We start from the raw sequence: 21714 nt of genomic DNA, 5'->3' as shown, positions 1-21714 counted from the left end.
CTTTATACAATCAGAAGCAGTAGTGGTGGAGCCAAACGGGATCGAACCGTTGACCTCCTGCGTGCAAGGCAGGCGCTCTCCCAGCTGAGCTATGGCCCCGTATTGCTACAGGATCCCACACAAAAATTGGTGGGTCTGGGCAGATTCGAACTGCCGACCTCACCCTTATCAGGGGTGCGCTCTAACCAACTGAGCTACAGACCCAATTTCGGGCTGCTTCTTATCGTCTTCTTCAATGAATCAAGCAATTCGTGTGGGAACTTATGGAGCAGCTGATGTCGTCGATTAAGGAGGTGATCCAGCCGCAGGTTCCCCTACGGCTACCTTGTTACGACTTCACCCCAGTCATGAATCACACCGTGGTAACCGTCCTCCCGAAGGTTAGACTAGCTACTTCTGGTGCAACCCACTCCCATGGTGTGACGGGCGGTGTGTACAAGGCCCGGGAACGTATTCACCGCGACATTCTGATTCGCGATTACTAGCGATTCCGACTTCACGCAGTCGAGTTGCAGACTGCGATCCGGACTACGATCGGTTTTATGGGATTAGCTCCACCTCGCGGCTTGGCAACCCTCTGTACCGACCATTGTAGCACGTGTGTAGCCCAGGCCGTAAGGGCCATGATGACTTGACGTCATCCCCACCTTCCTCCGGTTTGTCACCGGCAGTCTCCTTAGAGTGCCCACCATTACGTGCTGGTAACTAAGGACAAGGGTTGCGCTCGTTACGGGACTTAACCCAACATCTCACGACACGAGCTGACGACAGCCATGCAGCACCTGTCTCAATGTTCCCGAAGGCACCAATCCATCTCTGGAAAGTTCATTGGATGTCAAGGCCTGGTAAGGTTCTTCGCGTTGCTTCGAATTAAACCACATGCTCCACCGCTTGTGCGGGCCCCCGTCAATTCATTTGAGTTTTAACCTTGCGGCCGTACTCCCCAGGCGGTCAACTTAATGCGTTAGCTGCGCCACTAAGAGCTCAAGGCTCCCAACGGCTAGTTGACATCGTTTACGGCGTGGACTACCAGGGTATCTAATCCTGTTTGCTCCCCACGCTTTCGCACCTCAGTGTCAGTATCAGTCCAGGTGGTCGCCTTCGCCACTGGTGTTCCTTCCTATATCTACGCATTTCACCGCTACACAGGAAATTCCACCACCCTCTACCATACTCTAGCTTGTCAGTTTTGAATGCAGTTCCCAGGTTGAGCCCGGGGATTTCACATCCAACTTAACAAACCACCTACGCGCGCTTTACGCCCAGTAATTCCGATTAACGCTTGCACCCTCTGTATTACCGCGGCTGCTGGCACAGAGTTAGCCGGTGCTTATTCTGTCGGTAACGTCAAAACAGCAAAGTATTAATTTACTGCCCTTCCTCCCAACTTAAAGTGCTTTACAATCCGAAGACCTTCTTCACACACGCGGCATGGCTGGATCAGGCTTTCGCCCATTGTCCAATATTCCCCACTGCTGCCTCCCGTAGGAGTCTGGACCGTGTCTCAGTTCCAGTGTGACTGATCATCCTCTCAGACCAGTTACGGATCGTCGCCTTGGTGAGCCATTACCTCACCAACTAGCTAATCCGACCTAGGCTCATCTGATAGCGCAAGGCCCGAAGGTCCCCTGCTTTCTCCCGTAGGACGTATGCGGTATTAGCGTCCGTTTCCGAGCGTTATCCCCCACTACCAGGCAGATTCCTAGGCATTACTCACCCGTCCGCCGCTCTCAAGAGAAGCAAGCTTCTCTCTACCGCTCGACTTGCATGTGTTAGGCCTGCCGCCAGCGTTCAATCTGAGCCATGATCAAACTCTTCAGTTCAAACATCTTTGGGTTTTTAAGAAACCCTAAACTTGGCTCAGCAATCGTTGGTTACATCTTTGATTTCTCGCGGAGTAACTTGTGATGCTGATAATCTTGTTGACTATCAGTCTGACCCCACAAGCACCCACACGAATTGCTTGATTCAGTTGTTAAAGAGCGGTTGGTTAAGATCTTTCGTCTCAACCGAGGCGCGCATTCTACAGCGTCCTCTGTATCTGTCAAGCGGTTATTTTCAGAAGTTTTCAAAGTTTCCTTTGCAACTTCAACCACTTGCGCTTCCGATCTCTCGTTAGCGGGAGGCGAATTCTACAGCGTTACTCGCTGCTGTCAACACCTCTTTTTCTCCGCTTTCGACCGAGAAGATCGAACCGTCAATCAAGCCACACAACACCGCTTGACCAACTCCTTCTGGGCTTCGATGACCTGAAGCAACTCACCGCCGAAAACTGCGTAACTCTTTGTTTACCAAGGAGTTTTCCGTTTCGACTGCGCCGGAAGTGGGGCGAATTATAGACTTCCAGAATCTGCCGTCAACCCCTAATTCCAGCTTTATTCGGATTTGAGCGAAATACGCGCAAATGCCTTCTTGCCAGCCTGGCAAACATGGGTCGCGCCCAGCACGTATATAAAGGTGCGATCCACAACTTCACCATCTATACGTACGCCGCCGGAATTCAGCAGATCACGCGCTACCGCCGAGTTCTTCACCAGGCCTGCCTTATTAAGGACAGCAGCGATCGGCATATCTTCAGTAGCGGTCAATTCGATTTCCGGCAGATCGTCAGGCAGCTCGCCATCCTTCATACGATTGCCCGCTGCACGGTGAGCATTGGCTGCAGCCTCTTCACCATGGAAGCGCGCAACAATCTCTTCGGCCAGCTTGATCTTGATATCGCGCGGATTGGCACCCGCCTCGACATCAGAGCGGAACGCATTGATCTCATCCATGGAACGGAAGCTGAGCAATTCGAAGTAACGCCACATCAGCGCATCCGGAATCGAAACCAGCTTGCTGTACATCACTCCCGGCGCTTCCTGAATGCCGACGTAGTTGCCCAAGGATTTGGACATCTTCTTCACGCCATCCAGACCTTCAAGCAACGGCATGGTCAGAATGCACTGAGGATCCTGCCCATAACCACGCTGCAGCTCACGCCCCATCAACAGGTTGAACTTCTGATCGGTACCGCCCAGCTCGACATCCGCGCGCAAGGCGACCGAGTCGTAACCCTGAACCAGCGGATAGAGGAACTCATGGATGGCGATTGGCTGATTGGTCGTGTAGCGCTTGTCGAAATCGTCGCGCTCGAGCATGCGAGCAACGGTGTACTGCGAAGTCAGGCGAATGAAGTCGGCCGGCCCCATCTGATCCATCCAGGTGGAGTTGAACGCCACCTCGGTTTTGGCCGGATCAAGAATCTTGAAAACCTGGGTCTTGTAGGTCTCGGCATTCTCGAGAACCTGCTCACGGGTTAGCGGCGGACGCGTAGCGCTCTTGCCGCTCGGATCACCGATCATCCCGGTGAAGTCACCTATAAGGAAGATCACCTGATGCCCCAGCTCCTGGAACTGGCGCAGCTTATTAATAAGCACGGTGTGGCCCAGGTGCAAATCCGGCGCGGTCGGATCGAAGCCTGCCTTAATACGCAGCGGCTGGCCACGCTTGAGCTTTTCGATCAGCTCGGACTCGACCAACAGTTCTTCTGCACCACGTTTGATCAGCGCTAGCTGCTCTTCAACCGACTTCATAACAGACCCGCAAGGCTCGAATTCAAAGGGAACCAACCATACAAGATCACGCGTCAAATACAAAGTTTGGCCGGCGCAATGACGCCAATCCGCTGGCAGAGTGACCACGGACTTGCTTCAGAGATGATTTGGTTATATTTTATACAGTTATTTCATCTTCATCATGTCATTCATCTTTTCCAATTCATCTTTTTCAAAGTCAAAATTACCTATGACCAAAGAATCGTCTAAAGCGCCTCCGCTTTACCCGAAGACCCACCTGCTCGCAGCAAGTGGTATCGCCGCCCTTCTGAGCCTGGCGCTTCTGGTATTTCCTTCCAGTGATGTAGAAGCCAAAAAGACGACCCTGAGTCTTGAACTGGAAAGCCCTGCTGAACAACTGACACAAGATCAAGACGCCGCCGACGCCGCCCAAGCCACAAATGAGCCGGTAACTTCCCCTTTTGCGCAGATCGAAAACGGCGCCGAAGAGTCCCAGGAAACTGCCCAGGCCAAACCCGCGCCGGTCGTCGAAGAAAAGAAGGGGCCCAACCACAGGGAAGTGACAGTCGCCAAAGGTGACACGCTCTCCACGCTGTTCGAGAAAGTCGGCCTTCCGGCCACTTCGGTGCATGAAGTATTGGCCAGCGACAAGCAGGCCAAGCAATTCAGCCAACTCAAACATGGCCAGAAACTCGAATTCGAACTGAACCCCGAAGGCCAGCTGACCAACCTGCACAGCAAGGTCAGCGACCTCGAAAGCATCACCCTGACCAAGAATGACAAGGGTTATGTGTTCAACCGCATCACCGCCAAGCCTACGGTGCGCTCCGCCTACGTTCACGGCGTGATCAACAGCTCGTTGTCGCAGTCCGCAGCGCGCGCCGGCCTGTCCCACAGCCTGACCATGGACATGGCCAGCGTGTTTGGCTATGACGTCGACTTCGCCCAGGATATTCGCCAGGGTGACGAGTTCGACGTGATCTACGAACAGAAAGTCGTCAACGGCAAGGCTGTCGGCAATGGCCCGATCCTTTCCGCACGCTTCACCAACCGCGGCAAGACCTACACCGCCGTGCGTTACACCAACAAACAAGGCAACAGCAGCTACTACACTGCTGACGGCAACAGCATGCGCAAGGCGTTTATCCGCACCCCGGTAGACTTTGCCCGCATCAGCTCGAAATTCTCCATGGGCCGCAAACACCCGATCCTGAACAAGATCCGCGCTCACAAAGGTGTCGACTACGCAGCTCCGCGCGGCACGCCAATCAAGGCGGCCGGTGACGGCAAGGTGTTGTTGGCCGGCCGTCGCGGCGGTTATGGCAATACCGTGATCATCCAGCACGGCAACACTTATCGCACGCTGTACGGCCATATGCAGGGCTTTGCGAAAGGTGTCCAGACCGGCAGCTCCGTCAAGCAGGGTCAAGTGATTGGCTACATCGGCACTACCGGCCTGTCCACTGGACCGCATCTGCACTACGAGTTCCAGGTCAATGGTGTGCACGTCGATCCGCTGGGTCAAAAAGTGGCGATGGCCGATCCAATTTCAAAAGCAGAACGGGCACGTTTCCTCGCGCAGAGTCAGCCTCTGATGGCGCGCATGGATCAAGAGAAATCCACCCAACTGGCTTCGAGCAAGCGCTAATCCATGACGCTCTATATAGGTGTGATGTCCGGAACCAGTCTCGATGGCCTGGACATCGCGCTGGTTGAGCTGAACCCGGCGATCAGACTGGTCGCCACGCACTACATTCCCATGCCTGATTCCCTGCGCACCGAGCTGCTTGGCTTGTGCGCCAGCGGCCCGGACGAGATTGCCCGCTCCGCCATCGCCCAGCAAAACTGGGTCACCCTGGCGGCGCAAGGCATTCATACCCTTCTTGATCAACAAAACCTGAAACCCGAAGACATTCGCGCGATTGGCAGCCATGGCCAGACCATTCGCCACGAACCGGCGCGCGGCTTCACGGTACAGATCGGTAACCCTGCCCTGCTGACCGAATTGACCGGCATCACCGTGGTCAGTGACTTTCGCAGTCGCGACGTTGCGGCCGGTGGGCAAGGCGCACCACTGGTGCCAGCGTTTCACGAAGCGCTGTTTGAAGAGCAGGCAGGCAACCGCGCGGTATTGAACGTCGGCGGTTTCAGCAACCTCAGCCTGATCGAACCCGGCCAACCCGTAGCCGGTTTCGACTGCGGCCCCGGGAACGTACTGCTGGACGCGTGGATTCATCAGCAACGCGGCGAAAACTTTGATCGTGACGGCCAATGGGCAGCCAGCGGTCAAGTCGAACCTGTTCTGTTGAAAGCGCTACTCAGTGATCCGTTCTTCGTGACCAAAGGCCCGAAGAGCACCGGTCGTGAAGTGTTCAATCTGCCATGGCTGACACAGCATCTTTCGCATTTGCCGACCTTCGCCGCCGAAGACGTGCAAGCAACGCTGCTTGAGCTGACCGCACTGACCATCGTCGAATCATTGCAAAGCGCCCAAGCGGATACCCGAGAGTTGCTGGTCTGCGGCGGCGGTGCGCACAACGCCACGCTGATGAAGCGCCTGGCCAGCCTGCTGCCAAACGCGAACGTCAGCAGCACCGCCACTCATGGCGTTGACCCGGACTGGGTCGAAGCCATGGCCTTCGCCTGGCTGGCTCATTGCTGCCTGGAAGGCATCGCGGCCAATCGTCCAAGCGTCACCGGCGCTCGCGGCCTGCGCGTACTCGGCGCCATCTACCCAGCCTGAACGCCAGACAGCAAAACGCCGCAGAGCCCTGAGGCCATGCGGCGTTTGTAATGCGGTGAATCGCGATCAGATCGAGAACGAAGAGCCGCAGCCACACGTGGTGCTGGCGTTCGGATTCTTGATGACGAATCGCGAACCTTCCAGACCTTCCTGATAATCCACTTCGGCGCCTGCCAGGTACTGGAAGCTCATCGGATCGACGACCAGGCTCACGCCCTCGCGCTCGACGATGGTGTCGTCATCGGCCACTTCTTCATCGAAGGTGAAGCCGTACTGAAAACCTGAACAACCGCCGCCCGTAACGAATACGCGCAGCTTCAAGCGATCATTCCCCTCTTCATCGACCAGGCTCTTCACCTTGTGCGCGGCACCGTGGGTGAATTGCAAAGCCGTGGGGGTGAAGGATTCGACGCTCATGCTGACTATCTCCCGGCGTTACGCCGCCATAATGCGTGATGACGAGCATTATCCGCTTCTCCTAGAAAAGCGGTCAACTATTGTTACGGTATATCAATAAACCCGATTGCCGGTTCGAAACGCAAAAAGGCCCGTTCAACGGGCCTTTTTGCTGAGCAGACTAAACCCTTACGGCAGCATGCCGGCGTGCGACAAGCCCAGACGCTCATCCAGACCGAACAGGATGTTCAGGTTCTGTACCGCTTGACCCGACGCACCCTTGACCAGGTTATCGATGACCGACAACACCACCACCAGGTCACCGTCCTGCGGACGATGCACGGCGATACGGCAGACGTTGGCGCCGCGCACGCTGCGGGTTTCCGGATGGCTGCCTGCTGGCATCACATCAACGAACGGCTCGTTGGCATAGCGCTTTTCAAACAGCGCCTGCAGATCCACCGAACGATCCACGACCGTCGCGTAGAGCGTCGAGTGAATGCCGCGAATCATCGGCGTCAGGTGCGGAACGAAGGTCAGACCGACATCCTTTCCTGCAGCACGACGCAGACCCTGGCGAATTTCTGGCAAGTGACGGTGACCTTTCACGGCGTAGGCCTTCATGCTTTCCGACGTTTCGGAGTACAGCGAACCTACGGCAGCACCACGACCGGCACCGCTGACGCCGGATTTGCAGTCAGCGATCAAGCGAGTGGTATCGGCCAGACCGGCTTCGAGCAATGGCAGGAAACCCAATTGCGTAGCCGTTGGATAGCAGCCCGGTACGGCGATCAGGCGAGCCTGCTTGATCTGCTCGCGATTGACTTCCGGCAAGCCATAGACCGCTTCTTCCAGCAGCTGCGGCGCACCGTGCGGCTGGCCGTACCACTTGGCCCACTCATCGGCATCTTGCAGACGGAAGTCCGCCGACAGGTCGATGACCTTGGTTCCGGCCGCCAGCAGTTCACCGGCCAGCGCGTGAGCAACACCGTGAGGCGTGGCGAAGAACACCACGTCGCAGGCGCCCAGGGTCTTGATGTCCGGAACGCTGAACGCCAGGCCGTCGTAATGGCCACGCAGGTTCGGATACATATCAGCCACGGCCAGACCGGCCTCGGATCGGGAAGTGATCACCACCACTTCTGCTTGCGGATGCTGTGCCAACAGACGCAGCAGTTCGACACCGGTGTAACCCGTGCCGCCGACGATACCGACCTTGACCATAAACCTGCCCTCAACGAACCCACTGGAAAGCCGTCGATAATAGGGCCCGTATCGCCCTGCGACAACCGTCAAGGTGACGTGCGGACGCTCTACCCTCTACTATCTTCGCTACCGTGAACCTGGGAATAACTAAAAATGCTTTATCTGTGGCTCAAAGCGCTTCATATCATCAGCATGGTCTGCTGGTTTGCCGGCCTGTTTTACCTGCCGCGCCTGTTCGTCTATCACGCCCAAAGCGAAGACACCGTCAGCAAGGAACGCTTCAGCCTGATGGAGCGCAAGTTGTATCGCGGCATCATGGGCCCGGCGATGATCGCCACGCTGGTTTTCGGCATTGCGCTGATCGGGCTGAACCCAGGCATATTCAGCCAAGGTGCCTGGATTCACGCCAAATTGACGCTGGTGGTGATCCTGATCGGCTACCACCACATGTGCGGCGCGCAGGTGAAACGATTTGCCCGTGGCGAGAACACCCGCAGCCATGTCTTTTATCGCTGGTTCAATGAAGTGCCGGTTCTGATATTGCTGGCTATCGTAATTCTGGTCGTCGTTCGGCCGTTCTAACTTCAATCAGCACCACTCACCGGGGTACTTCCAATGTCGCTGCCCGCTTTGCTCGAACAACGTTTGCGTCTGCCCGTGGTGGCAGCGCCGATGTTCCTGATTTCCAACCCGCAACTGGTACTCGCCTGCTGCCGTAATGGCGTGGTGGGCAGCTTCCCCGCGCTGAACCAGCGTGAGAGCAGCGGCTTCAAGGCCTGGCTGGAAGAGATCGAAGCAGGGTTGGCGACACTGGAAAACCCGGCGCCTTACGCCGTGAACCTGATCGTCCACAACAGTAACCCGCGCCTGCAAGCGGACCTGGAGATCTGCATCGAGCACAAGGTGCCGATCGTGATCACCAGCCTTGGCGCCGTGAAAGAGGTGGTCGACGCAGTCCACAGCTACGGCGGCCTGGTGTTCCATGACGTAACGACTCGTCGCCACGCAGAGAAAGCAGCGGAGGCAGGCGTAGACGGCTTGATCGCCGTTGCCGCGGGCGCCGGTGGACACGCGGGTACCTGGAGCCCGTTTTCGCTGATTGCCGAAATCCGCCAGTTCTTCGACAAGACGCTGTTGCTGGCCGGCTGCCTCAATCACGGTCACGAGATACTCGCGGCACAATTGCTCGGTGCGGATCTGGCCTACTTCGGTACGCGATTTATCGGCACCACCGAAAGTCATGCACCTGACGCCTACAAGGAGATGCTGCTGACATCCAGAGCGGCAGACATCATTCACACTCCGGCGGTATCGGGTGTTCCGGCGAGTTTCATGCGTCAAAGCCTGGAAGCTGCCGGGTTCGACATGGCAGCGCTGCAAAACAAGGGCGAGGTCAACTTCGGCTCCAAGCTCAAGCCATTGAGCGATGAAGCCAAGGCCTGGAAAACCGTGTGGTCCGCCGGCCAGGGCGTCGGAGAGATAGACGATTTACCGAGCGTGGATCAATTGGTTGCCCGGCTGGACGCTGAATACCGCCAGGCGCTGGAGCTGGCAGCACAACTGCCGAAACGCTGGCCGCGTTAGCAGGAAATTTGGCCAGTCATCGTCGACTGGCCTTACACTCCGGGCTCGCAACTCTCTAACTGTTCAAACACTCGCGACAAGGATGCTTCGCAATGAGCGACAACCGTTTCAAGATCGTATTCGACGGCGCTCTGTTGCCGGGGATCGACCTCACCACCGCGAAACTCAATCTGGCGGCGTTGTACAAAAGCGAAGTGGCAGCCGTCGAACGACTGTTCACCGGGCAAGCGGTTACGCTCAAGCAAGGCCTGTCGCAGACTGACGCGCAAACCTACCTTCAGGCGCTGACGAAAACCGGCATAAACGCCCGCATTGAAGCCGAGCCCTCGATTGAACTGAACCTGGCCGATGCACACCACCACGCCCCCGCCAGCAGCAAACCCGTATTCGCAGAACCGGAGTCGCCGTACGCACCACCCCAGGCCAGGGTCGGCGAAAACCTGCCGCCGTTCGGCACGCTCAAGCCTTTTGGCGTCGAAGGACGCATCGGCCGTTTGCGCTATCTGGCCTGGACCATGGTGCTGACGCTGGTCATGCTCGGCGTCGGGTCGGTCGTCGCCATTTTCGCCATTGCCCTGATCGCCAGCGATTCGACCGCAGGCCTGATTGTCGGCGGCCTGGTGGTGGTGCTCCTGTGCATCGCCATCGCGGTCGTCAGCATTCAGATCAGCGTTCAGCGCCTGCACGACATCGGCTGGTCCGGCTGGCTCTGGCTGCTCAATCTCGTGCCATTTATAGGCAGCTTCTTTCCGTTTGTGATCATGTGCGTGCCGGGCAACACCATCGCCAATCGCTACGGCCCACCACCACCGCCGAACAGCACGGCAGTCAAAGTGTTGTCTTCACTGTGGGTGGTATTCATTGCCATCGTCTTTATCGGTGCATTGGCTGGCGGTTTCAGTGCGATCCAGCAAGAGTACGAAGACGCTGCCGGACTCAGCTATGACAGCAGCTCGGTAACCACCGAAGAAGTGGAAGTCGAGCCCGCCGCTGAGGCTGAAGAAGTGCCGGATTCCACAGACGATGAAGCCGAAGAAGCCTTGGCCCCTGTAGACTCTGCGAAAGAATGAACAGCGCTCCCCGCCCGTGACACCTGCGTCGCCGGCGCGGAGCTGTTGCGATGGAGAACTGCATGACCCGTTACGCTCTGATCACTGGCGCTTCCAGCGGCATCGGCCTGGCGATGGCCGAAGCGCTGGCCCGCCGTGGCCGTAGCCTGATTCTGGTGGCCCGACAGCGTGATCAGCTGGAAAGTATTGCAATTGAATTGACCCAACGTTTTGGCGTGGAGGTATTGTTCCGCGCCTGCGACCTCGGCGAGCCGCTGCGCCTGTCCGGGTTTCTGCTGGAACTGGAAGAAGGCGACCGGCAGATCGACTTGCTGGTGAACTGCGCCGGCATCGGCACCTGCGGCCCATTCCTGGCGCAGGACTGGATGACCGAACAAGACTTGATCGAAGTGAACATTCTGGCCCTCACTCGCCTGTGCCATGCCATCGGCAACAGCATGGCCTTGCAGGGTGGCGGGCAGATTTTGAACGTCGCCTCGGTTGCAGCGTTCCATCCCGGCCCGTGGATGAGCACTTACTACGCCAGCAAAGCCTATGTACTGCACTTTTCCGAAGGGTTGCGCGTCGAGCTGAAGAAATGCGCAGTCAAGGTTTCCGTACTCTGCCCCGGCCCGACCCGCACCGCGTTTTTCCGCACCGCACAACTGAACAGCGACAAACTGGTCGATAGCAAACTGATGATGAGTCCCGAGGAAGTCGCGCTCTATACCGTGCGGGCTCTGGATAAGAATCGCGCCATTATTATTCCGGGTCGGCTGAACCGCTGGTTCGCTTTCCTGCCACGGCTCGGCTCACGCTGGCTGATCAGGACCATCACAGGCATGGTCAACAAGGCCTATTGCCCGCGCTGACCTGGCTTCAAGGCAAAAGGCTGGGCTCGGGGATCCCCCATGAGTACACTCAGGCCAGCCCAAACAACGGAGAAAACAGCTGTGGATACTCTGTTCACCAAGATCATCAACCGGGAAATCCCGGCGAAGATCATTTACGAGGACGACCAGGTACTGGCCTTCCACGACATCGCCCCGCAGGCACCGGTGCATTTTCTGGTGATCCCGAAGAAACCGGTGCGTACCTTGAACGACCTCACCGAGGACGACAAGGCATTGGCCGGGCATATTCTGTTCACTGCCCAGCGCCTGGCACTGGAACTGGGCTGCGAAAAAGGTTTTCGCGTTGTCATGAACTGCAATGAAGAAGGTGGGCAGACTGTGTACCACATTCATATGCATGTGCTGGGTCAGCGTCAGATGCACTGGCCGCCGGGTTGATCCATACCCCGCCCTTGTAGGAGCCCGGCTTGCCGGCGATGGCGTCATCGAGAGCGCCATCGCCGGCAAGCCGGCTCCTACAGATGCAGCCTGCGTCGCAATGACCCAGCGCAAACCTTCCACGGCCGATTGGGTTAAACTGGCCGCCGAGATTCCTCCCGGAGATCAGCATGACTACCCAACGTCACTACTCGCCCATTGACCGTCTTCTGCTGCAAGCCGACGCCGCGATGCGTACCCTGCTGCCCTTCAGCGGCCAGCCGTACCGTCCGTCCCCTGCGATCGTGCAGCCGGAAACGCAAATGAGCGACGAAGACACCCGGCACGTCGCCGGTCTGATGCGCATCAACCATACCGGCGAAGTCTGCGCCCAGGCGTTGTATCAGGGGCAGGCCCTGACCGCCAAGTTGCCGCAGGTGCGCGCCGCCATGGAACATGCTGCCGAAGAAGAAATCGACCACTTGGTCTGGTGCGAGCAACGCATCAAACAGTTGGGCAGCCATACCAGCATTCTCAATCCGCTGTTCTACGGCATGTCATTCGGGATTGGCGCAGTGGCCGGGTTGATCAGCGATAAGGTCAGCCTGGGTTTCGTTGCAGCTACCGAGCACCAGGTGTGCAAGCACTTGAACGAACACCTTGAGCAGTTGCCGGCCGAGGACGAAAAGTCCCGGGCGATTCTTGAGCAGATGCGTGTTGATGAAGAGCAACATGCCGAAAGTGCGCTGGAGGCTGGGGGCTTTCGTTTTCCGGCGCCGGTGAAGTTCGGGATGAGTTTGATGGCCAAGGTGATGACCAAGAGTACTTATCGGATCTGATTTCAGATTTTTTGTAGGAGCGAGCTTGCTCGCGATAAACCTGAGGGCAACGCGCTTATCCAGAAAACACGCGTTATCGTTAACGTCCATCGCGAGCAAGCTTGCTCCTACAAGGGCAAGACATGAAAAAGGCGACTGCCGTGAGGGAGTCGCCTTTTTTTGTGCTCGCGAGAATCTTAGGTCGGCATGTTGCGCGCGTAGAAGATTTCGAGCATTTCGTGTTTCACACGATCCGTCACTTGGGCACGTTGCTCAGTGGACAGGTTGTTGGTCGCGTCGCCGAACAGGTAGTTATCCAGTTCGAAGTTCTTCAACAGCATTTTGGTGTGGAACAGGTTTTCCTGGTACACGTTCACGTCGGTCATCTGGTACGCGTCGCGGGTGTCTTCGGACAGGTAGTTCTGAATCGAGTTGATCTCGTGATCGATGAAGTGCTTGTTGCCTTCGACGTCACGGGTGAAACCGCGCACACGATAATCCACGGTCACGATGTCCGAATCGAACTGGTGAATCAGGAAGTTGAGCGCTTTAAGCGGTGAAATGACGCCACAGGTCGACACGTCAATGTCCACACGGAAGGTCGCGATACCGTCGTCCGGATGGATTTCCGGGTAGGTGTGCACCGTGATGTGGCTCTTGTCGAGGTGGGCCAGGATGATTTCGGGCAACGGGCCCGGAGACTCTTCGATCTGGCTGTCGGTCGGGGTCACCGGCTCTTCAGAGATCAGAATCGTGACGCTGGCGCCCTGTGGGTCGTAGTCCTGACTGGCAATGTTCAGGATGTTGGCACCAATGATATCGACAACTTCAGTGAGGATCTGCGTCAGGCGTTTCGCGTTGTACTCTTCATTGATGTACTCGACGTAAGCCTGCTGGTCTTGCGGGGTTTCCGCGTAGCAGATGTCATAGATGTTGAAGCTCAAGGTCTTTGTCAGGTTATTGAACCCGTGGAGCTTGAGTTTGCTTTTCACCGTTAAAAACTCTCTATGTATTGCGGCCCGGGCCGCGTGATCAAGCATGCCCGTCAGATGCGTACGACGCACCTGCGTAGGACGGTTAACACCTCTTCGCGATGGCGATTTTGGTTGTCTGTTCGGGCGAGCGGCCTGTCGGTTGACGGACCACTACCCTGAAAAAAGTGGCGCATTATGCAGACGTCAGCTTGGGATCGCCAGAGTCTGCACCGCTTTTATGATAGTTGAATGTCGAATCAACCGAGTTCGATGATTTCGTAGTCGTGGGTAATCGCGACACCCGCCGCGCCGAGCATGATCGAGGCCGAGCAATACTTCTCGGCAGACAGCTCGATGGCGCGCTTGACCTGGGCTTCTTTCAGCCCGCGGCCCTTGACCACGAAGTGCATGTGGATCTTGGTGAAGACCTTCGGGTCCTCGGTCGCGCGCTCGGCTTCGAGGAAGGCTTCGCAGCTTTCGACGGCCTGACGGGATTTCTTGAGAATGCTGACCACGTCGAAATTGCTGCAACCGCCGACACCCAGCAGGAGCATTTCCATCGGCCGGACACCCAGGTTACGACCACCGGCATCGGGCGGACCGTCCATGACCACGACATGACCGCTACCGGATTCGCCGAGGAACATGGCTTCGCCAGCCCATTGGATGCGTGCCTTCATCGCCAAGACTCCACTGTATAAAAAAGGGTCGCCAGCTTAGCACAGGGCCCTGGATTGACAGCGCTCACCGTCCTAGGACATAACCTTCTGCTTTGTAGGTAAAATCTCGAATATTGCAGGAAGTGTCTGTTAAGCTGGCGCCAATTCGCTGGCGCATTGCCAGCCTTGTAGCAACCTCAGCGCCTCATAAAAAAACCAAACACACCGTGCAGTCTTTTCGGGATACAACCATGGTTGCTATTGCCCCTACACCCAAGATCAAGAACCTCGACAAGCTGTTGATGCATTGCCAGCGCCGTCGCTATGCGGCCAAGAGCAATATCATTTGCGCCGGCGACCGCTCGGAGACGCTGTTCTTCATCATCAAAGGCTCGGTCACCATTCTGATCGAGGATGACGACGGCCGTGAAATGATCATTGCCTACCTGAACTCCGGAGACTTCTTCGGCGAGTTGGGTCTGTTTGAACAGGCCGGTCTCGAACAGGAACGCAGCGCCTGGGTGCGCGCCAAGATCGAGTGCGAAGTCGCGGAAATCAGCTACGCCAAATTCCGCGAACTGTCCCAGCAAGACCCGGACATTCTTTACGTACTTAGCGGACAAATCGCACAGCGCCTGCGCAACACCACGCGCAAGGTCGGTGACCTCGCATTCTTCGACGTGACAGGCCGAGTTGCCCGTTGCCTGCTGGAATTGTGCAAACAGCCCGATGCGATGACCCACCCCGATGGCATGCAGATCAAGGTGACCCGTCAGGAAATCGGGCGGATTGTCGGGTGTTCCCGGGAGATGGTCGGTCGCGTCCTTAAAGATCTGGAAGAACGCAACCTGGTAGATGTCAAAGGCAAGACCATGGTGGTCTTCGGGACGCGCTAAGCCTTGAACATCTCCGCCAGCAACTGGCGATAGAGCGTGTCGAGCCGTGCCAATGCGTCAGGTGCGGCGAACTTCTCATGGAGCGCGATGTGGCTCTCGGCGCGGACCCGTTGTTCCAGGCCGCACGCCTCATTGAAGCGATTGACCGCGGCGACCATCGATTCGCGCTCGTTATCCAGCAACAACGCACCGTGCACCAACCCGACCGGACGCGTGCCGCCCTTGCTCTGGCGCCAGCGCTGGGCGGTGCCGACCATCTTGCGACCGTCGAGATTGACGTTGAAACGACCATCGCAAAATGCGCCGTCGATTTCGCCCAGGGACGAAACGCCGCCCAGTTCATCCAGCAACTGACAGATCGGATCGCAGAGCCTGCGATAGGCGGATTCGATGCGGTTCTGGTCGCCCTCGCTACGCGGTGGCGCGTAGACCAGTGCAATGTTGATGGTGGAAGCCGACTGCGGCACGGGCTCACCGCCGGTTTCACGCAAAAGGACTGGCCAGCCTGCTGCCGCCGATACTTCGCAAGCGGCATCGAAACCGGGCAGGCGATTCAGGCGGCGTGGCATGACCAGTGCGTGATCGCTAGGCTGCCAGAACAGCAAACCGAATTCCGAGTCGCCGGTGCAGACGGAGGCCAGCAAATCCTGTTCGGCTTGCAGGCCCGCTTCAACGGTTAGATTGGTCGGCTGGGTCATGGACTGCTCCACAAAGCATGAATTTTTTGGGGAATTGAAGGGCCTCTTCGCGAGCAAGCCCGCTCCCACATTAGTTCGCTTCCGTCCAGACAACGGCGATCCAATGTGGGAGCGGGCTTGCTCGCGAAGGCCACACCGCGGTTTCCGACATGTCTTCAGTCGAGTGTCGAACCACTCACCGGAACACCACGCTCCGGGAAGAACAGACGCTGAAGCTCGGTGCCCGGGCTTTCGGCGCGCATGAACGCTTCGCCGACCAGGAACGCATACACGTCGCTGATTTCCATCAGCTCGACATCGGCCCGATTGAGGATGCCGCTTTCAGTGATCACCAACCGGTCACGCGGAATCCGCGGCAACAAATCCAGCGTGGTTTCCAGACTGACATCGAAGGTGTGCAGGTTGCGGTTGTTCACGCCGACCAGCGGCGTGTCGAGGGTTTTCAAGGCCCGCTCCAGTTCGTCGCCGTCATGGACTTCCACCAACACATCGAGACCAACACTTTTCGCCACCGCCGCCAGCTCGGCCATTTTCACGTCGTCCAGCGCGGAGACGATCAACAGCACGCAGTCGGCGCCCAATGCACGGGCTTCGACGATCTGATACGGGTCGATCATGAAATCCTTGCGGATCACCGGCAGTTTGCACGCCGCCCGGGCCTGTTGCAGATACGCATCTGCACCCTGGAAATAATCGATATCGGTGAGCACCGACAAGCAAGTCGCGCCGCCCTTCTCGTAGCTCCTGGCGATATCGGCAGGAACGAAGTTCTCGCGAATCACGCCTTTGCTCGGCGAAGCTTTCTTGATTTCAGCAATGACCGCTGGCTGCTTTAGCTTGGCCTGCGCCAGCAATGCCTTGGCAAAACCACGGGGTGCATCGGCCGCCTTGGCCAGACTTTCCAGCTCGGCCAGGCTCACACGAGCGCTACGCTCGGCGACTTCCTGGACTTTGCGCGCCAGAATGTTTTCCAGAACCGTCGGTACACTCATCCCTCATTCTCCACTTTGAATACCGCGGTAAATGCACCCAACTCCTCAAGTTTTTCCCGAGCGAGGCCTGTGTGCAGCGCATCGTGCGCCAGGGCAACGCCTTCTTTCAAACTGGTTGCCAGGTCGGCGGCGTAGAGTGCAGCACCGGCATTGAGCACGATCATCTCGGCAGCTTTCTGACCGCTCTCGGTCTTGCGCTTGCCCAGGGCATCGCGAATCAGCTCAAGCGAAGCGGCCGGGCTTTCCACCGCCAGGCCGTGCAGGCTCTGGCTCTTCATGCCCAAATCTTCTGGCTCGACCCAATACTCGGTGATCTGGTCATTCTTCAGTTCGGCGACAAAGGTTGGCGCCGCCAGGCTGAATTCGTCCAGACCGTCTTTCGAGTGCACCACCAGCACATGCTTGCTGCCCAGACGCTGCAAGACTTCGGCCAATGGCCGGCACAACGCCTGATTGAACACGCCCACCACCTGATGCTTCACGCCGGCCGGATTCGTAAGCGGGCCGAGCATGTTGAACAGGGTACGCAGACCAAGATCCTTGCGCGGGCCGGCGGCGTATTTCATGGCTTTGTGATGAGTCTGGGCAAACATGAAACCGATGCCGACGTTGTCGATGCAACGCGCCACCTGAACCGGCGTCAGGTTCAGGTAGATGCCCGCCGCCTCCAGCAGATCGGCGCTGCCGCTTTTGCCCGAGACCGCACGGTTACCGTGTTTGGCCACGGTGCAACCGGCGGCTGCCACCACAAAGGAAGAAGCCGTCGAGACGTTGAAAATGTTCGCCCCATCGCCGCCGGTACCGACCACATCAACCACGCCGTCGAGGGTCTTCAGTTCGACCTTGTCCGCCAGCTCGCGCATGACAGACACGGCGCCGACGATCTCGTCGATGCTTTCGCTCTTCATGCGCATGGCCATCATGAACGCGCCGATCTGCGCGTCCGTGCATTGCCCGGTCATGATCTCGCGCATCACATCGCGCATTTCATCGGTGCTGAGGTCGAGGTGATCGACGATACGGCTGAGGGCTGTCTTGATATTCATGGAAAGTCCTTAGCGCGTGCCGCCGGTTTGTTTGAGGAAGTTGGCGAACAGCTCGTGGCCCTGTTCGGTCAGGATAGACTCAGGGTGGAACTGCACACCTTCAATGTTCAGCGTCTTGTGGCGCAGGCCCATGATTTCGTCGACCGAACCGTCTTCAAGCTGAGTCCAGGCGGTCAGCTCCAGGCAGTCCGGCAAGGTTTCGCGCTTGACGATCAACGAGTGATAACGCGTGACGGTCAGCGGATTGTTCAGGCCTTCGAAGACACCTTTGTCCTCGTGGAACACCGGGCTGGTCTTGCCGTGCATCACCTGGCGGGCACGAACCACATCGCCGCCGAAAGCCTGGCCGATGGATTGATGGCCCAGGCACACGCCGAGAATCGGCAGTTTGCCGGCGAAATGCTTGATGACGTCAATCGAGACGCCCGCTTCGGTCGGCGTGCAAGGACCGGGCGATACAACGATGCGCTCAGGGTTGAGGGCTTCGATTTCGGCAACGGTCAGTTCATCGTTGCGCACAACTTTGACCTGGGAGCCTAGCTCACCGAGGTATTGCACAACGTTGTAGGTAAAAGAGTCGTAGTTATCGATCATCAGCAACATGGCTTGAGAACCTCTTGAATTCACGGACTATAAAGGCTGCCTTCGAAGGAGCGACCCGCAGCGCTTTGTCAGCCAAAGCGACATGGCATACGGGTCACGTTCATCGGTCAGCTTTCCGGGGTTTGTTCAGCCAGGGCGACTGCGCGGAACATGGCACGACGCTTGTTCAGGGTTTCTTCCCATTCCAGCGCCGGCACCGAGTCGGCAACGATGCCGCCACCGGCCTGCACGTGCAGTTCGCCGTTCTTGATCACGGCGGTGCGGATCGCAATCGCCGTGTCCATGTTGCCGTTCCAGGCGAAGTAACCGACCGCGCCGCCATAGACGCCACGCTTGACCGGCTCCAGTTCGTCGATGATTTCCATCGCGCGAATCTTCGGTGCGCCGGACAAGGTGCCCGCCGGCAGGATCGCCCGCAATGCGTCCATCGCCGTCAGCCCGGCTTTCAGTTGCCCGGTGACGTTGGAAACAATGTGCATCACGTTGGAATAGCGCTCGATAACCATTTTCTCGGTGAGCTTCACCGAGCCGATTTCCGATACGCGACCGGTGTCGTTACGACCCAGATCGATCAGCATCAGGTGTTCGGCGATTTCCTTGTCGTCGGAGAGCAGGTCTTTCTCCAGCGCCAGGTCCGCCTCTTCGTTAGCCCCGCGTGGGCGAGTGCCGGCAATCGGGCGAACGGTGATCAGATTGTCTTCGACCCGCACCAGCACTTCCGGTGAACTGCCGACGACGTGGAAGTCGCCGAAGTTGAAGAAGTACATATAAGGCGTCGGGTTGAAGCAACGCAGCGCCCGATACAGATCAATCGGCGCCGCCTTGAAGTCGATCGACATGCGCTGGGACGGCACGACCTGCATGCAGTCACCGGCCAGGATGTATTCCTTGATGGTGTCGACGGCTTTTTCGTAATCGTCCTGGGTGAAACTGGAGCGGAACACCGGGTCAGCCGATTGTTGCTTGCTGAAGTCCAGGCCTCGGCGCGGGGTAATTGGCTGACGGAGTTTTTCCAGCAGCTCTTGCAGGCGCGCCTGACCTTGCTCGAAGGCATCGTCCTGCGACGGGTCGGCCAGGACAATCGCGTGCATTTTGCCGGCGAGGTTGTCGAACACCACCACCGCATCGGACACCATCAGCAGAATGTCCGGCACGCCCAGAGGATCCGGGTTCGGGCACTTGCCCAGACGCTTCTCCACATAACGCACGCAGTCGTAACCGAAGTAACCCACCAGGCCGCCGTTGAAGCGTGGCAGGCCGGGGATGGTCGGTACGTTGTAACGGGCTTTGAATTCTTCGACGAACGCCAGCGGGTCTTGCGCTTCATGGCTTTCGATCTCGACGCCGTCATGGGTCACGCTGATGTGATGGTCATGAACCCGCAGCACGGTGCGGCACGGCAGGCCGATGATCGAGTAACGGCCCCACTTCTCCCCGCCCTGCACGGATTCGAGCAGGTAGGAATTGGGCTCGTCAGCCAGTTTCAGGTAGATCGACAGCGGCGTGTCGAAGTCGGCCAGGGTTTCGCAGGCAAGCGGGATGCGGTTGTAGCCGGCAGCGGCCAAACGCAGGAATTCTTCGCGGATCATGGGGTAGCCTCGTGGCTTGAGGTGCTAACAGTCAGGTATGCAAACGCGCCGGTAGACCGGCCAGGAACAAGTCAGGCGCGCCAACGCCAGCGGGCCAGGGCCTTGATGACTTTCATCCAGAGTTTGCGGGTGACCACCACGATGGCGTTTCCAGAAGGGGGTTGAACAGCGTCGGCCAACGTTATCTCAGCGGCCGGATCCAGGCAACCGGGAATTAGCTTGCGCAGGTCGTCGATGACCAGCGCCGGCGACTCTTCGGCAATCGGTCGACCGTGGTTATAGCCATAACTGAGGGCCACGCATTTGACCCCCGCCGCTTTCGCCGCCAGCACATCACTGCGCGAATCGCCGACAAACAGCGATTGCGACGCCGGGATGTTGGCCATTTTCATCACAAAAAACAGCGCAGCCGGGTCAGGTTTCTTCTGCGGCAGGGTATCGCCGCCGATGATCCATTTGAAATAGCGGCCGATCTTCATCTGATCCAGCAACGGCGCGACGAAGCGCTCCGGCTTGTTGGTGATCAGCGCCATCTCCACGCCTTGCTTGTTCAGCCACTTGAGGGTGTCACGCACGCCGGGGTAAACCACCGTCAGGTCGTGACCGTCCTCGTAAAAGCCGTTGAACAATTCCAGGGCATGTTCAGCCTCGACATCATCGACACCTTCGGCGTCGATGTGATTAGCCAGGGCCCGGCGCACCAGCATGTGCACGCCGTTACCGACCCAGTCACGCACCGATTCGATGCCGACAGGCTGGCGCCCGAGTTTGAGCAGCATGTTATCCACCGCCGCGGCGAGGTCAGGGACCGAGTCGACCAGCGTGCCGTCCAGATCGAACATCACCAGCCGTGGCAGGCTCCCCGGGAACAGCTGCTCAAAGCCACTCATGGGCGGGCCAGCGCCAGTTCGGAACGCATCTTCTCGATGACTTCCTGGTAGTTCGGCGCGTTGAAGATCGCCGAGCCGGCCACGAAGGTATCGGCACCAGCAGCCGCGATTTCACGAATGTTGTTCACGTTCACACCGCCGTCGATTTCCAGGCGGATGTCACGGCCCGAGGCATCGATCAACGCACGTGCTTCACGCAGCTTGTCGAGGGTGCCGGGGATGAACTTCTGCCCGCCGAAGCCCGGGTTGACGCTCATCAGCAGGATCATGTCGACCTTGTCCATCACGTACTTGAGCACGTCCAGCGGGGTCGCTGGGTTGAACACCAGGCCCGACTTGCAGCCGCCTTCGCGGATCAGTTGCAGGGAACGGTCGACGTGCTGAGAGGCTTCCGGGTGGAAGGTGATGTAAGTCGCGCCGGCCTCGATGAAGTCGCCAACGATGCGGTCCACCGGGCTGACCATCAGGTGCGCGTCGATCGGCGCGGTTACGCCGTACTTGCGCAGCGCGGCACAGACCATCGGGCCGATGGTCAGGTTCGGCACGTAGTGGTTGTCCATGACATCGAAGTGCACGAAGTCGGCGCCGGCGGCCAGAACGTTGTCCACTTCTTCACCCAGGCGGGCGAAATCGGCGGAGAGAATCGACGGAGCAATTACGAAGGGCTGCATGACGCACCTTTTCTGAGCAGAATCACGATGGCGCGCATTGTATACCTCATGCTTTGACGCGCGCACCGTAAG

21 protein-coding genes, 2 tRNA genes and 1 rRNA gene are annotated in these 21714 nt (G+C 58.0%); 9 read left to right on the top strand and 15 right to left on the bottom strand.

Going from position 1 to position 21714, the window contains the following annotated elements; translation table 11 throughout:
• Positions 1-23: 23 nt before the first annotated feature.
• The 4 genes from ACYZUC_RS23165 to tyrS all read right to left on the bottom strand — a co-directional run bounded on the left by ACYZUC_RS23165 (position 24) and on the right by tyrS (position 3575).
• Positions 24-99: transfer RNA gene (locus ACYZUC_RS23165), tRNA-Ala, on the bottom strand.
• A gap of 28 nt (positions 100-127) precedes the next feature.
• Positions 128-204: transfer RNA gene (locus ACYZUC_RS23160), tRNA-Ile, on the bottom strand.
• An 82-nt stretch (positions 205-286) separates the two neighbouring features.
• A 16S ribosomal RNA gene (locus ACYZUC_RS23155) occupies positions 287-1823 on the bottom strand.
• Positions 1824-2375: 552 nt separating this feature from the next.
• Positions 2376-3575 carry a tyrosine--tRNA ligase gene (gene tyrS / locus ACYZUC_RS23150; RefSeq protein WP_461990642.1) on the bottom strand — a complete coding sequence of 400 codons (1200 nt, stop codon included), beginning with the start codon at positions 3573-3575 and terminating at the stop codon, positions 2376-2378.
• Positions 3576-3786: 211 nt separating this feature from the next.
• Between tyrS and ACYZUC_RS23145 the strand changes: the two genes are divergently transcribed.
• Both ACYZUC_RS23145 and ACYZUC_RS23140 read left to right on the top strand, forming a co-directional pair.
• The gene (locus ACYZUC_RS23145) at positions 3787-5205 is read left to right on the top strand and encodes a peptidoglycan DD-metalloendopeptidase family protein (RefSeq protein WP_461990640.1); all 1419 of its coding nucleotides are present in this window, start codon (positions 3787-3789) and stop codon (positions 5203-5205) included.
• A 3-nt stretch (positions 5206-5208) separates the two neighbouring features.
• A complete protein-coding gene (locus ACYZUC_RS23140) occupies positions 5209-6300 on the top strand; it encodes an anhydro-N-acetylmuramic acid kinase (protein ID WP_461990638.1) in 1092 nt (363 codons plus the stop codon).
• 66 nt (positions 6301-6366) lie between these two features.
• Here the strand turns inward: ACYZUC_RS23140 and erpA are convergent, their stop codons facing one another.
• A complete protein-coding gene (erpA, locus tag ACYZUC_RS23135) occupies positions 6367-6717 on the bottom strand; it encodes an iron-sulfur cluster insertion protein ErpA (RefSeq protein WP_007947969.1) in 351 nt (116 codons plus the stop codon).
• Positions 6718-6885: 168 nt separating this feature from the next.
• Entirely contained in the window at positions 6886-7920 is a 1035-nt protein-coding gene (argC, locus tag ACYZUC_RS23130) for an N-acetyl-gamma-glutamyl-phosphate reductase (RefSeq protein WP_008035993.1), read from the bottom strand.
• A gap of 135 nt (positions 7921-8055) precedes the next feature.
• Between argC and hemJ the strand changes: the two genes are divergently transcribed.
• From hemJ to coq7, 6 genes are all read left to right on the top strand, one after another.
• Positions 8056-8484 (top strand): protoporphyrinogen oxidase HemJ, encoded by a 429-nt coding sequence (hemJ, locus tag ACYZUC_RS23125; protein ID WP_008027117.1) that lies wholly within the window; start codon positions 8056-8058, stop codon positions 8482-8484.
• A gap of 33 nt (positions 8485-8517) precedes the next feature.
• A complete protein-coding gene (locus ACYZUC_RS23120; RefSeq protein ID WP_461990635.1) occupies positions 8518-9486 on the top strand; it encodes an NAD(P)H-dependent flavin oxidoreductase in 969 nt (322 codons plus the stop codon).
• Between the two features lie 92 nt (positions 9487-9578).
• On the top strand, positions 9579-10556 hold the full coding sequence (locus tag ACYZUC_RS23115; RefSeq protein WP_461990633.1) for a DUF805 domain-containing protein: 978 nt from the start codon (positions 9579-9581) through the stop codon (positions 10554-10556).
• 62 nt (positions 10557-10618) lie between these two features.
• Entirely contained in the window at positions 10619-11407 is a 789-nt protein-coding gene (locus ACYZUC_RS23110) for an SDR family NAD(P)-dependent oxidoreductase (protein WP_461990631.1), read from the top strand.
• 81 nt (positions 11408-11488) lie between these two features.
• Entirely contained in the window at positions 11489-11827 is a 339-nt protein-coding gene (locus ACYZUC_RS23105) for a histidine triad nucleotide-binding protein (protein WP_008027110.1), read from the top strand.
• Positions 11828-11997: 170 nt separating this feature from the next.
• A complete protein-coding gene (coq7, locus tag ACYZUC_RS23100; protein ID WP_008027108.1) occupies positions 11998-12645 on the top strand; it encodes a 2-polyprenyl-3-methyl-6-methoxy-1,4-benzoquinone monooxygenase in 648 nt (215 codons plus the stop codon).
• 176 nt (positions 12646-12821) lie between these two features.
• On the opposite strand, the gene speD is transcribed toward coq7, so the two are convergent.
• Both speD and ACYZUC_RS23090 read right to left on the bottom strand, forming a co-directional pair.
• Positions 12822-13616, bottom strand: coding sequence for an adenosylmethionine decarboxylase (gene speD / locus ACYZUC_RS23095; protein WP_461990628.1), 795 nt, complete (start codon positions 13614-13616; stop codon positions 12822-12824).
• Between the two features lie 239 nt (positions 13617-13855).
• Entirely contained in the window at positions 13856-14278 is a 423-nt protein-coding gene (locus ACYZUC_RS23090; protein WP_007941657.1) for an OsmC family protein, read from the bottom strand.
• A gap of 230 nt (positions 14279-14508) precedes the next feature.
• On the opposite strand from ACYZUC_RS23090, the gene crp reads away from it, so the two are divergent.
• On the top strand, positions 14509-15153 hold the full coding sequence (crp, locus tag ACYZUC_RS23085) for a cAMP-activated global transcriptional regulator CRP (protein WP_008027103.1): 645 nt from the start codon (positions 14509-14511) through the stop codon (positions 15151-15153).
• Here the strand turns inward: crp and ACYZUC_RS23080 are convergent.
• The 7 genes from ACYZUC_RS23080 to rpe all read right to left on the bottom strand — a co-directional run bounded on the left by ACYZUC_RS23080 (position 15150) and on the right by rpe (position 21642).
• Entirely contained in the window at positions 15150-15851 is a 702-nt protein-coding gene (locus ACYZUC_RS23080) for a lipoate--protein ligase family protein (protein WP_461990625.1), read from the bottom strand. The genes crp and ACYZUC_RS23080 overlap by 4 nt on opposite strands.
• Positions 15852-16006: 155 nt before the next feature.
• A complete protein-coding gene (trpC, locus tag ACYZUC_RS23075; protein ID WP_008035982.1) occupies positions 16007-16843 on the bottom strand; it encodes an indole-3-glycerol phosphate synthase TrpC in 837 nt (278 codons plus the stop codon).
• On the bottom strand, positions 16840-17889 hold the full coding sequence (gene trpD / locus ACYZUC_RS23070; protein WP_461990622.1) for an anthranilate phosphoribosyltransferase: 1050 nt from the start codon (positions 17887-17889) through the stop codon (positions 16840-16842). The genes trpC and trpD overlap by 4 nt, the downstream gene beginning before the upstream one ends.
• A 9-nt stretch (positions 17890-17898) precedes the next feature.
• Positions 17899-18492 carry an aminodeoxychorismate/anthranilate synthase component II gene (locus ACYZUC_RS23065; protein ID WP_096514722.1) on the bottom strand — a complete coding sequence of 198 codons (594 nt, stop codon included), beginning with the start codon at positions 18490-18492 and terminating at the stop codon, positions 17899-17901.
• A 107-nt stretch (positions 18493-18599) separates the two neighbouring features.
• Entirely contained in the window at positions 18600-20081 is a 1482-nt protein-coding gene (gene trpE, locus ACYZUC_RS23060; RefSeq protein WP_192416836.1) for an anthranilate synthase component I, read from the bottom strand.
• A 71-nt stretch (positions 20082-20152) separates the two neighbouring features.
• Positions 20153-20971: a phosphoglycolate phosphatase gene (locus ACYZUC_RS23055; RefSeq protein ID WP_461990620.1), complete on the bottom strand. Its 819-nt coding sequence runs from the start codon at positions 20969-20971 to the stop codon at positions 20153-20155.
• The gene (gene rpe / locus ACYZUC_RS23050) at positions 20968-21642 is read right to left on the bottom strand and encodes a ribulose-phosphate 3-epimerase (RefSeq protein ID WP_008027088.1); all 675 of its coding nucleotides are present in this window, start codon (positions 21640-21642) and stop codon (positions 20968-20970) included. The genes ACYZUC_RS23055 and rpe overlap by 4 nt, the downstream gene beginning before the upstream one ends.
• Positions 21643-21714: the final 72 nt, after the last annotated feature.

The organism is Pseudomonas sp. GT1P32, assembly GCF_054897805.1.
This window is presented reverse-complemented; position numbering and strand designations above follow the sequence as displayed.